At 57.4% G+C, this 12,080-nt stretch carries 11 protein-coding genes; 5 read left to right on the forward strand and 6 right to left on the reverse strand.

All coding sequences use genetic code 11. The annotated features are described in order from the left end of the window. The first annotated feature begins 13 nt into the window (after window positions 1–13). Complete coding sequence (locus ABRP31_RS02195; protein WP_349973767.1) at window positions 14–796, forward strand: helix-turn-helix transcriptional regulator; 783 nt, start codon at window positions 14–16, stop codon at window positions 794–796. A 235-nt stretch (window positions 797–1,031) separates the two neighbouring features. Beyond that, window positions 1,032–1,928: a PA4780 family RIO1-like protein kinase gene (locus ABRP31_RS02200; RefSeq protein WP_122662539.1), complete on the forward strand. Its 897-nt coding sequence runs from the start codon at window positions 1,032–1,034 to the stop codon at window positions 1,926–1,928. Window positions 1,929–2,143: 215 nt separating this feature from the next. Here the strand turns inward: ABRP31_RS02200 and cueR are convergent, their stop codons facing one another. From cueR to ABRP31_RS02215, 3 genes are all read right to left on the reverse strand, one after another. Next, window positions 2,144–2,545 (reverse strand): Cu(I)-responsive transcriptional regulator, encoded by a 402-nt coding sequence (cueR, locus tag ABRP31_RS02205; protein ID WP_349973765.1) that lies wholly within the window; start codon window positions 2,543–2,545, stop codon window positions 2,144–2,146. Then, window positions 2,542–4,740, reverse strand: a complete 2,199-nt coding sequence (locus ABRP31_RS02210; protein WP_349973763.1) for a heavy metal translocating P-type ATPase — start codon at window positions 4,738–4,740, stop codon at window positions 2,542–2,544. The genes cueR and ABRP31_RS02210 overlap by 4 nt, the downstream gene beginning before the upstream one ends. 68 nt (window positions 4,741–4,808) lie before the next feature. Further along, window positions 4,809–5,189 (reverse strand): hypothetical protein, encoded by a 381-nt coding sequence (locus tag ABRP31_RS02215; protein WP_087267773.1) that lies wholly within the window; start codon window positions 5,187–5,189, stop codon window positions 4,809–4,811. A gap of 157 nt (window positions 5,190–5,346) precedes the next feature. Between ABRP31_RS02215 and ABRP31_RS02220 the strand changes: the two genes are divergently transcribed. The 3 genes from ABRP31_RS02220 to ABRP31_RS02230 all read left to right on the forward strand — a co-directional run bounded on the left by ABRP31_RS02220 (window position 5,347) and on the right by ABRP31_RS02230 (window position 8,473). Further along, window positions 5,347–5,547, forward strand: coding sequence for a cation transporter (locus tag ABRP31_RS02220; protein WP_349973762.1), 201 nt, complete (start codon window positions 5,347–5,349; stop codon window positions 5,545–5,547). A 246-nt stretch (window positions 5,548–5,793) separates the two neighbouring features. Continuing rightward, the gene (locus ABRP31_RS02225) at window positions 5,794–6,990 is read left to right on the forward strand and encodes a multidrug effflux MFS transporter (protein WP_087267779.1); all 1,197 of its coding nucleotides are present in this window, start codon (window positions 5,794–5,796) and stop codon (window positions 6,988–6,990) included. A gap of 790 nt (window positions 6,991–7,780) precedes the next feature. Then, a complete protein-coding gene (locus ABRP31_RS02230; protein ID WP_349973760.1) occupies window positions 7,781–8,473 on the forward strand; it encodes a winged helix-turn-helix domain-containing protein in 693 nt (230 codons plus the stop codon). A 12-nt stretch (window positions 8,474–8,485) separates the two neighbouring features. On the opposite strand, the gene ABRP31_RS02235 is transcribed toward ABRP31_RS02230, so the two are convergent. The 3 genes from ABRP31_RS02235 to ABRP31_RS02245 form a co-directional block, all read right to left on the reverse strand. Continuing rightward, on the reverse strand, window positions 8,486–9,439 hold the full coding sequence (locus ABRP31_RS02235; RefSeq protein WP_122662557.1) for an adenosine deaminase: 954 nt from the start codon (window positions 9,437–9,439) through the stop codon (window positions 8,486–8,488). 84 nt (window positions 9,440–9,523) lie between these two features. Further along, a complete protein-coding gene (locus ABRP31_RS02240; RefSeq protein ID WP_349973758.1) occupies window positions 9,524–10,489 on the reverse strand; it encodes a 2-oxoglutarate and iron-dependent oxygenase domain-containing protein in 966 nt (321 codons plus the stop codon). 164 nt (window positions 10,490–10,653) lie between these two features. Beyond that, entirely contained in the window at window positions 10,654–11,751 is a 1,098-nt protein-coding gene (locus ABRP31_RS02245; protein ID WP_087267790.1) for a BMP family ABC transporter substrate-binding protein, read from the reverse strand. Window positions 11,752–12,080 lie beyond the last annotated feature (329 nt).

Raw genomic sequence — 12,080 nt, forward strand, 5'->3', positions numbered from 1 at the left:
CGGACAAAATCCTATGCACCGTCAAGGCAGTGAGCGACAGATCCCCGCCCTGAGTGAATTGCCGCGTCCATTGTATGCCCGTGCCGAAAGCTTGAACGCCGGCTCGTGGACGCCGCCGCATCGTCACGAATGGGTGCAGTTTTCCTACGCGATCAGTGGTGTTCTGGGCGTGCATACCACTGAAGGCAGTTTCTTTGCCCCGCCGCAGTGGGGCGTCTGGATACCGGCCGGTCTGGAGCACGAAGTAGTGACTTCCATGCGTGCAGAAATGCGCAGCCTGTATGTGCGTAAAGAGGACTCCAGCTGGGCACCGCAACGCTGTCGGGTTCTGGAAGTGACGCCGCTGGCCAGGGAACTGATCAAAAGTTTCTGTCATTTGCCCGCCGAATATCCCTTGGGGGATAGCAGTGAAGCGCGACTGGTGCAGGTGCTCATGGATCAATTGGCGCATTTGCCAGAAGTGGGTTTCTCGCTGCCGTTGCCTCGCCATCCGCGCTTGCTCGAGCTGTGCAATGAACTGATCGAAAACCCGAGCCAACTGATTACGCTACACGATTGGGCAATGCGCCTCGGGGCTTCGGAAAAAACCTTGATGCGCCTGTTTCAACGGGAAACGGGGCTGAGTTTTCGTGGCTGGCGGCAGCGCGCGCGGTTGTTGTCATCGCTGGGTGCGCTGGAGAATGGCGACAGCGTGACCAACACGGCTTTGGCTTGCGGCTACGACTCCACGTCTGCGTTCATCGCGGCTTTCAAGGGGTTGTTCGGGTTCACTCCCGGTGAGCTGTTCAAGCAGTAACTGATTCCGATTGTCTTACGCGATGCTTATAGTTGCCGAAGCTTCTTACCCGGCGCGTCCGGTTGGTTTTTTACTGTCTTACGGCATGAAAGCTGCTTCATATCGGGGCGATGAGGGATTTTCCGACAGAAACTATCCACATCAAACGTCAGCTCCCACTACTCGCTGGCAGAGGATTGCCGTATAACGGGCAACAATCGCGTGTTTGGCAACGAAGGACCCACAATAAAAGCTGATGAAAACTCCTAAACGCATTGAACCCCTGATCGAGGACGGTCTGGTGGACGAGGTGCTGCGCCCGCTAATGAGCGGTAAAGAGGCAGCTGTTTATGTGGTGCGCTGTGGCAATGAGCTGCGGTGTGCCAAGGTTTACAAGGAGGCAAATAAGCGCAGTTTCCGTCAGGCTTCTGAATATCAGGAAGGCCGTAAGGTACGTAACAGCCGTCAGGCACGGGCGATGGCCAAGGGCTCCAAGTTCGGTCGCAAGGAAACAGAGGACGCCTGGCAGAACGCCGAAGTGGCGGCACTGTTCCGGTTGGCCAGCGCTGGCGTTCGGGTTCCCAAGCCGTACGACTTCCTCGAAGGCGTATTGCTCATGGAGATGATCGCCGACGAGTATGGCGACGCCGCACCGCGATTGAATGACGTGGTTCTGGAGCCGGATCAGGCTCGGGAATATCACGCCTTTCTGATCGAACAGATCGTGCTGATGCTATGTACCGGTTTGGTGCATGGCGACCTTTCCGAGTTCAACGTGCTGTTGACCCCGACCGGTCCGGTGATCATCGATTTGCCTCAGGCGGTCGACGCCGCTGGCAATAACCACGCGTTCAGCATGCTGGAGCGTGACGTGGGCAACATGGCGTCCTACTTCGGGCGATTTGCGCCAGAGTTGCGCAAAACCAAGTACGCCAAGGAAATGTGGTCGTACTACGAAGCAGGTACGTTGTCGCCAGCGACGGTGTTGACTGGCGAGTTTGACGAACCGGAAGACGAGGCCGATGTTGGCGGCGTATTGCGGGAAATCGAAGCGGCGCGCCTGGACGAAGACCGCCGTCAGGCTGCCCGCGCTGCCGACGACGCTCCACCGAGCAAGACTGCTGAAGAGCCGCCTCCGCCCTGGATGCAGTGATCAGCAGTTAACAAAAACCCGGCTCAGGCCGGGTTTTTTGTTTGGATTGGAAGGCTGCTGATATTGCCTACTGCCATCTGAATTGGAATGCTGTTCCCCTGTGGGAGCCGAGCTTGCTCGCGATAAGGCTGGACTCGGTTGACTTTAGATCGCGTCCAGCCTTATCGCGAGCAAGCTCGGCTCCCACAAGGTGTGGGTCTCACCTGCGAGGTCACCTACCCACAACACCCACCCGAAGCCAGATCCTTGAGGATCGGACAGTCCGGGCGGTCGTCGCCATGGCAATGCTCAACCAGCTCCTGCAAGGTATCGCGCAGGCTGGCCATTTCCTCGATCTTCTGATTGAGCTCGGCAATATGCTCGCGGGCCAGTGCTTTAACGTCGGCGCTGGCGCGTTGTCGGTCTTGCCAAAGCGTCAGCAGCTTGCCGACTTCTTCCAGCGAAAAGCCCAGATCCCGAGAGCGCTTGATGAATGCCAGTGTGTGCAGATCGTCTTTGCCATAGAGCCGATAACCGCTGTCACTGCGATGCGCCGCCTGCAGCAGGCCGGTGGCTTCGTAATAACGAATCATCTTGGCGCTCAACCCGCTCTGTTTCGCTGCTTGTCCGATGTTCATGACTTTGCTCCCGGATCTTTGGGCTTCCACGTTTTAAGCAGCAAGGCGTTACTCACTACGCTCACGCTGGACAGCGCCATTGCCGCACCCGCCAGTACCGGATTGAGGAAGCCGAAGGCTGCCAACGGAATACCGATCAGGTTGTAGACGAAGGCCCAGAACAGGTTCTGGCGGATCTTGGCGTAGGTCTTGCGGCTGATCTCAAGCGCTGCCGGGATCAATGCCGGATCACCGCGCATGAGCGTAATCCCTGCCGCATGCATGGCGACATCGGTGCCACCGCCCATGGCGATACCGATATCGGCGGCGGCCAGAGCGGGAGCATCGTTGATGCCGTCACCCACCATCGCCACCACGCCATAGCGCTTCAAGTCAGCCACTGTTGCGGCTTTGTCCGCAGGCAGCACTTCGGAATGAACGTCACGGATACCCAGCGCATCGGCAACTACTTTGGCGCTGCCGTGATTATCGCCGGTCAGCAAGTGGCTACTGATGTTGCGTGTCGCCAGTTGCTCTATCGCTTGCCGCGCGCCGGGTTTAAGTGTGTCGCCAAAGGCGAACAGACCGAGCACTGCCGGGTTTGGGCTTTGCTCAATCAACCATGACAAGGTCCGGCCCTCGGCTTCCCAGGCATGGGCTGCGTCGGCCAGCTCTTCCATGTGCAAGCCGCTTTGTTCAAGCATGCGCCGGTTACCCAAGACCAGGTCGCGCCCGTCCAGCGTTCCGGCAATACCGGCGCCAGGCAGGGCATGGCTGTTTTCAATGCTGGCCGGATGCAGGTGCCAATCCCGGCAGGCATCCAGCACGGCCTTGGCCAACGGGTGCTCGCTGCCGCGCTGCAGAGCGCCAGCCCACTCGAGTACCTGTTCTTCATTGCCGCCCTTGGCGCAGAAATGGGCGATTTGCGGTGTGCCGGAAGTCAGCGTGCCGGTTTTGTCGAACACCACTGTGGTGACTTCATGTGCGCGCTCCAGCGCCTCGGCGTCCTTGATCAAAATGCCATAGCGGGCCGCGACACCGGTTCCGGCCATGATTGCTGTAGGCGTTGCGAGGCCCAGTGCACACGGACAGGCGATCACCAATACCGCGACGGCGTTGATCAGCGCGCTTTCCATTGGCGCGCCCGCCACTAGCCACCCGGCGAAGGTAAAGAAGGCAATGATCAGAACGGTTGGCACGAACACCTGACTGACCCGGTCCACCAGTTTCTGAATGGGCGCCTTGCCAGCCTGGGCGTCTTCAACCAAACGAATGATGCGCGCCAGAACTGTTTCTGTGCCCAGCGCCGTGGTTTTCACCAGCAAACGCCCCTCGCCATTGATTGCACCGCCGGTAACTTTGTCGCCGACCTGTTTAGGTACCGGCAGACTTTCGCCGCTGATCAGTGCTTCGTCGGCATGGCTTTGGCCTTCGATCACCTCACCGTCTACAGGGAAGCGCTCGCCTGGTTTTACCAGCACCAGATCGCCGAGATTCAAGGCGCTGATGGCGATGTCGTACTCATGACCGTCAATGACTTGCAGGGCGCGATCGGGGCGCAAGGCTTCCAGCGCGCGTATAGCGCTGGCGGTCTGACGTTTGGCGCGGCTTTCCAGGTATTTGCCCAGCAATACCAAAGCAATGACCACCGCCGACGCTTCAAAGTACAAATGTGGCATTTTGCCGGACGCGGCAGTGACCCATTCATAAACACTCAGGCCGTACCCGGCACTGGTGCCCAGCGCCACCAGCAGGTCCATGTTGCCTGCCCCGACGCGAACGGCTTTCCAGGCTGCGACGTAAAAACGCGCACCGAAGATGAATTGCACGGGGGTGGCCAACGCGAATTGTGCCCACGCGGGCAACATCCAGTGCATGCCCAGCGGTTGCAGGAGCATGGGCAGAATCAGGGGGATCGACAGCGTTATCGCCAGAATCAACGCCCAGCGCTCTCGCGTCAGTTTGCGCAGTTGTTGATCGGCTTTGGCGGCCGGCTCTTGAAGTTCAGTGGCCCCGTAACCCGCTTTCTCTACAGCGGCGATGAGGGTAGCGGTATCCGGCCCGCCGTCCGTCTCGATATGCGCCTGCTCGTTGGCCAGGTTAACGCTGGCGGTCTTGACCCCCGGCACTTTATTCAACGCACGTTCAACCCGACCTGCGCAACTGGCGCAGGTCATGCCGGAAATCGGCAGGTCGAAGTTGAGCGGATTGAGCATGTTCGTTCTCCCTGAAGGCGGTTACCTGCAAGGATCAACCTTTCCACGAGGTCAAGGTCAAGTCCAGATCAATAATTCAGGTCGGCGCGTTTGAGATACATGCCATTGAGGCTGCTGGCGATCCGGTATTTGAGAATATCGCCGGCTTGAATCTTGATGTTGGTGTTGCTCTGCGCCTCCATGCCGGGGTCGCAGCCGAAGACAGCACCTGGCAGCACTCGCAGGCGAATCGCGACATTTCCCGCTGGAAGGTTGAAGGAGACAGACTGTTCCTGGAACACGCGGCCCGCGAGCTGGTCCTGAATATAGATACCGATCTCGCAGGACGTCGCGACTTCCAGCCGCTCGCGGGAAATGATCAGAACGCCGTAATCCTGATCGGCCTGAACCGCCGGGGAAGCAGCCAACAGACCGAGAATGCCGAAGAGGCTCAATGCTGACCAGCGCATCGCTGATACTCCTGATGTAGACGGTGATGATGCAGCTTGGCCGAGCCTTGCGCCGAATACCAGCCCGGCAGACAAACGAGAAACTTGACCTTGCCACGATGGGAAGGTCAAACATGGCGTCATCGTCATCCAAAGCCCTGTGTGAAGGAGTAGCACCATGCAACGATTCAACGTTCAAGGCATGACCTGCGGCCACTGCGTCAAAGCGGTGACCACTGCCATCAAGGACCAGGACCCAAGCGCGCTGGTGCAAGTAGACCTGCGGACCGGTGAAGTGATTGTCGAAAGCGACCTGACCGGCGAACAGGTTATTGGCTTGATTGGTGAGGAGGGGTATCAGGCGCAGTTGGCGAGTTGAAGGCAGTTTAAATTCTATCTGTAGGCGCTCACGAGCAACGCGAGGCAGCGATAGCAGTATTCCAGACAAACCGCTATCGCTGCCTCGCGATGTTTGTGAGCTCTTACAGGGGGGGCAGTGCAGCGAGGTGAAATCTCCTACGAGGCGCGGCCGGGAAACTTTTTGAAGTAATTACCTTCTCCTGACACTCAGCCCGTACAGGCCCGGTTAAACTGTCGGGCTGCACGAGCACTGTCTGGACGCCTCATGAACCTTCGTACCATCCTGATTCTCGGTGCGCTTAGCGCCTTCGGCCCATTGGCCATCGATTTTTATTTGCCAGGTTTCCCGGCCATCGCTTCGGCGTTCGGCACGGACGAGAAACACGTTCAACTGACTCTGGCGTCTTACTTTCTGGGCCTTTCCATCGGCCAGCTAGCTTACGGTCCTGTGGCTGACCGCTTCGGTCGGCGGATTCCGCTGCTGTTTGGCGTGACGCTGTTTACGTTGGCCTCGTTGGCCTGCGCCTTCGCGCCGAACCTGGACTGGCTCATCGGCGCACGCTTCGTGCAGGCGCTGGGTGGTTGTGCCGGGATGGTGATTGCCCGGGCGATTGTCAGCGATAAATGCGATGCCGTGCAGTCTGCCAAAGTCTTCTCGCAACTAATGCTGGTGATGGGGCTGGCTCCGATTCTGGCGCCGATGCTCGGCGGACTGTTGGTCAATCTGTACGGTTGGCAGTCGATTTTCATCAGCCTGACGGCCTTCAGTGCATTGGCATCGCTGGCGGTAGCGCTTGGTTTGCCCGAAAGCATGCCCGCCAGTCATCCGCGTCAGCCATTGGCGGGCGCCTTGAAGCAGTACCGCAGCTTGCTGGGAGACCGAATATTTCTCGGGCATGCATTGACGGGCGGTATCGCCATGGCCGGGATGTTTTCCTATATCGCCGGTTCGCCATTCGTGTTCATCAAGCTTTATGGCGTGCCCGCTGAGCATTACGGTTGGTTGTTCGGTACCAACGCTGCCGGTTTCATCCTGATCGCACAGCTCAACGCAAGGCTGGTGGGCAAGCGGGGACCTGCGTTTCTGTTGTCGCGCACTATCTGGATTTACCTTGCTGCGGCTCTGGTGTTGCTGGCGATAACCGGGTTGCGTACCGAACAACTTTGGCCATTGCTGGTGCCGTTGTTCGTTTGCATCGCCAGCCTGGGTTGCATCATCCCCAATGCATCGGCATGTGCGATGAACGGGCAATGGGCTCGCGCCGGAAGCGCGTCGGCCATGCTGGGTTGTCTGCAATTCAGCGTGGCCGCTGGCGCTGCTGCGATGGTTGGCGTGCTGCACGATGGCACAGCGGTACCCATGGCGTTGGTCATCAGCATATGTGGTGCTCTGGCGGTGGGTATCTCGGTATTGACCCGTCGCCTGCAAAATAAACGCGATGCCATGCCATCGCAGGTCTGACTGGATGCTCCCGCATTTTTTGCGGGAGCCAATTCGGGCGTGAACAAGATTGCAATCGCAAGTTATCAAATGGTCAAGATCAATGAATGTCGGTTGACTGGATACTTGCTTGAAGTTACTGACTTGATAAGTTGGTGTTTATATTCCTTCGTAAAATGTAGTCAGTGACTACAAGTCTCATGGATTTATCCTACGGATATTTCGGAAAGTGACGAGCGTTAATATGATTGCTAGTGGCGAGCTGCGAAAATTAGCTCTACTACTTGCCTTATTTTGTTGAGCGTTTTAGCACATTTTAGTTGTGGGAAAATGCCTCTCGCGGTGCAGCGAGCTTTCTGGGTTTGCGGTTGCAGGCCTTTGTGGCGGTGGGTCGGTAGACTTCATTGTGATATTTTCCAGCGGGTTCCTAAAGTAAAAGCTTGGACAAGGTTCGTCATTACATTACGGCTGCTCTCGGAACAATGCTCTTTTTGCCTGATCGGCAGAAAGGTTCCAAGGCTTATACTGGTGCTTTGAGTTAGCCTTCGTAGTTGATGTTGGGCTCGATCAGGTTCTGGAGCAATTACGCTTCAAGTTAGACGTATGTGTAGAACGATCACGCCGTGTCAATGAAGTCACCAATAACGTGGGAGTTCCTGAAGCCAGGCGTGATTAGAGACCGTCGGTCATCTGATAGTGCTATTTACTGGCGTACAGCGGCTTCGACTTTGGCGGTTTGGTTTCTTGGTTACAACTGGATTGCTGCCACCATGTCATCGCGATAGACGATGTTTCAACAGGGAGTGAACATATGGAACATGCACCTTGCATCAGCCACGTTGCAACATTACTGGCTGACCCGAAGCGCAGTGCAATGATTTGGGCCTTGATGGACGGTACTGCTCGATCCGCTAATGAGCTGGCTTTGCTTGCGGGCCTTACGACATCTTCGGCCGGGGCGCATCTGGCGCGTCTGGCCTCGGGTGGTCTGTTGAAGCAGGAGGTGCGTGGGCGCAAGCGCTTTTTCCGTTTGGCGGGTCCACAGGTGGCGACGGCAATCCAGGCGCTTGCCTGTGCCTCTGTCGTCAGTGCCGCGCAGATCAACCGCAATGTTGCACAGCCTTTGCCTGCCATGCCTTTGCGCGAGGCGCGTATATGCAGCGATCACCTAGGCGGCGATATCGCCGCGGAGTTGTATCAGCGGTTGCTCGGGGCCGGTTGGATCGAGCAGCAGGAGCATCGGGTCGAAGTCACCAGCGTGGGGATGGCAAGGTTTGCAGAGCGGGGAATTTACGTGCCTGCACTTGCGTTGCGTCAGCGCGAAACCGTCTGCGCCTGTGCTGACAGGAGCGAGTTCACGCCGCACTTGGGCGGTGCGTTAGGGGCGGGTCTGTTGCAGCTTTTTATTCAGATGGGTTGGCTACGGGTCACAGAGGAATCGAGCACTCTGCAAGTCTCGTCCAGCGGGCAGCGCGAGATCGACAAGATCGCGGCTGCCGCTTGACAAGGGATTAGCTCAAGGCTTGATCAGTCTGGCGTCCAGGCTGTTTTGTGCCAGACGTTTTGCCTGATCTTCGGTCATGCCCAAATGGGTGTACAGCGCATGGAAGTTCTCGGTGACATAGCCGCCGAAATAAGCGGGATCGTCGGAATTCACCGTGACCTTCACACCACGCTCAAGCATGTCGAGGATGTTGTGTTTTGCCATGTCGTCGAAGACGCAGAGCTTGGTGTTTGACAATGGGCACACCGTCAGCGGGATTTGCTCATCGATGATGCGCTGCATAAGACGCTCGTCTTCGATGGCACGTACACCGTGGTCGATACGCTGGATTTTCAGCAGGTCCAGTGCTTCCCATATGTACTCGGGCGGGCCTTCTTCGCCCGCGTGCGCTACGGTCAGGAAGCCTTCATTACGTGCGCGGTCGAAGACGCGTTTGAACTTGCTCGGAGGATGACCCATTTCCGAGCTGTCCAGGCCTACGGCGACGAATGCATCTCGAAACGGCAGGGCCTGGTCGAGAGTTTTTTCCGCTTCTTCTTCGCTCAAGTGACGCAGGAAACTCAGGATCAAACCGCTGCTGATACCCAGCTTTGATTGACCGTCTTTGAGAGCGCCAGTGATGCCATTCAGTACCACTTCGAACGGGATGCCCCGATCAGTATGGGTCTGCGGATCGAAGAAGGGTTCGGTGTGAATCACGTTCTGGGCTTTGCAGCGCTCAAGATACGCCCACGTCAGGTCGTAGAAGTCCTGCTCGGTACGCAATACATCTGCGCCCTGGTAATAAAGATCGAGAAATTCCTGCAGGTTGTTGAAGGCGTAAGCACCGCGCAGGGCTTCGACATCATTCCACGGCAGCGCGATCTTGTTGCGTTCGGCGAGTGCGAAGAGCAACTCGGGCTCCAGAGAACCCTCAAGGTGCAGGTGCAGTTCTGCCTTGGGCAGGGCGTTCAACCAATCGTACATGTGCTTTTCTCATCAGGTGCAGATGGCCGGCATTCTACAGAGTCATGCCTGGGGATGGGCAAAACCTGACCAAGCGGTTCAAATTTACCCGGCCTCCTGCTCCCGTCGATAAGCGTAGGTATCGGCGAAACGCGACAACAGGAATGCCGAGCAAGTGGTGACAGGATAGCGCGCTGGCTCGGTTTCGCTCTTGCAACCGGGCAGGCATTCAATTTCGGTATCCGGGTTGGGCTCGACGAAAAACGGCATGGAGTAGCGATCAACACCCAGTGGGCTGACCACCCGATGCGGCGTGGACACATATCGGTCGTTGCTCCAGCGCGCCATCATGTCGCCGATGTTGACCACGAACGTGCCGTCAATCGGCGGCGCGTCGATCCACTGACCGCGCACATCACGCACTTGCAGTCCGCCCGCAGAGTCCTGATGCAGCAGAGTGATGCAGCCATAGTCAGTGTGTGCTCCGGCGCCTTGCTGTTCGGCGCTGGTGGCAGTATGGCGCGGCGGGTAGTGGATAAAGCGCAGTACGCTGACGGGTGCGACAAAGCGCTTGTCGAAGAAGTCACGCTCAATACCCAGCGCTACAGTAATGGCCTGAAGCAACTTCTGCGCAAGGGCCTGCATGTCCAGATAATGCTGCTCCATCAACGCTTCCCAGCCCGGCATGTCTGGATGGCGGTTGGGGCCGCGCAATGGTTTTTCAGCGACGACCTCGGGATGATCGGCGGGCAAATGAAAGCCCATGTCGAAGGTTTCCTTGAGATCGCTGGGAATATTGGGGTCCAGCTGTTCGGTCGCGATGGCGCCGTAGCCGCGATGATGACGGCTTTGGGTTATGTCGATCTTGAGCTTTTCAGCCTCTGGCAGCGCAAAGAATCGCTGCGCTGTACCGACTACCTGTTCAATACGCTCGGCACTGATCGGGTGGCCCTTGATATAGAAAAACCCCCACTCCCGACAGGCCAGGTCGATTTGCCGGGCGATGTCTTGCCAGGCGAGTTGGTCATCGCTGTAAAGCGGGGCGATGTCGATGATGGGGAGTTGGTTCACGGTGGATTGTCTCTGGTTTGACGTGATTGTTTATTTGCAACGTCGAAGATCCCTGTAGGAGCTGCCGAAGGCTGCGAAAGCGGTCTTTCTGATACCCCGTTTTCGCAGCCACCGGCCGTTCCTACAGACAATAGCTTCCACAAGTTTTGGGTTGCTCGTCTTGATTACTTCGGCAATTCCGCCTTGATGCCTTCAACGTAGTAGTTCATCGAGGCCAGCTCTGCATTGGTCGCGACCTTGCCTTCCGGGATTTTCACTGCGCCGGTCTGATCCTTGATCGGGCCGGTGAATGGGTGGAATGCGCCACTTTTGATGTCGGCAATGATCTTCTCGGCTTCTGCTTTCACGTCCGCCGGGACGATATCGCTGATCGGCAGCTCAACTGTGCCTTCCTTCAGACCGCCCCAGTAATCCTGAGATTTCCAGGTGCCGTTGATCACGCCCTCTGTAGCCTGAATGTAGTGCGGCCCCCAGTTGTTGACGATAGAGGTCAGCACCGCTTTCGGGCCGAAGTGAGCCATGTCCGAGGCATAACCCACGGCATAGACACCACGACGTTCAGCTGTCTGGATCGGCGCCGGACTGTCGGTGTGCTGGAACATGACGTCTACGCCCTGATCGATCAGCGCGTTCGCAGCGTCAGCTTCTTTGCCCGGATCGAACCAGGAGTTGACCCATACCACTTTGATTTCGGTGCCTGGGTTGTACTTGTTCAACGCCAGCTGAATGGCGTCGATGTCACGCAGCACTTCCGGGATCGGGAACGACGCGACGTAGCCGACTTTTTTGGTCTTAGTCATCTTGGCCGCCAGGAACCCACCGACGTAGCGACCTTCATAGGTGCGCGCCAGGTAGGTGCCCATGTTCTTGTCCTGCTTGTAGCCAGTGGCGTGCTCGAAAGTCACTTTCGGGAATTGTTTGGCGACCTTCAGCGTTGGGTTCATGTAACCAAAGGAGGTGGTGAAAACCAGATCGTAGCCACCTTTAGCCATGTTGCGGATGACGCGCTCAGCATCCGCGCCTTCCGGCACGTTCTCGACATAACTGGTGGTGACCTTGTCGCCCAGTGCTTCAACCATGGCCTTGCGGCCTTGTTCATGCTGATACGTCCAGCCGTGATCGCCGATCGGGCCGATGTAGACGAAGCCAACTTTCAGCGGGTCTGCTGCCGATGCGAGCAGGCTCGAACCCAGGCCGACGACCGCAGCCATGGCACACAGCAATTTTTTCAGGGGGCGACGCGGGTGAGTGGTGGAGTGCATCGGGTCTAGCTCCTTTTGGTCTTTTTGGCACGGCCGTCTAAGCGGGTTGCTCGAACAATGCAAAAAACTGACCAACTGGACAGTTAATGACAGGGCTGGGGCTTTAGCTGCTTTTAGTAGCGCAAAGCGATGCTGGACGGTGCAAGAAAGGCAGATGTTGCCGCCAACTGGTGCGCGTTTCCTGAACTGGTAGGAGCGCGCTTGCCCGCGATGGCGTCAGTCCAGGCGGTGAGGTGCTGAATGGAAATGGATCGCGGGCAAGCGCGCTCCTACGGGCAGCGGCGTTCAATCAACTTCTCACCCATTTTGAAACCTTTGCTTACACTCGG

Origin of the sequence: Pseudomonas caspiana, from assembly GCF_040224095.2 — a bacterium.
Lineage (GTDB): Bacteria > Pseudomonadota > Gammaproteobacteria > Pseudomonadales > Pseudomonadaceae > Aquipseudomonas > Aquipseudomonas caspiana.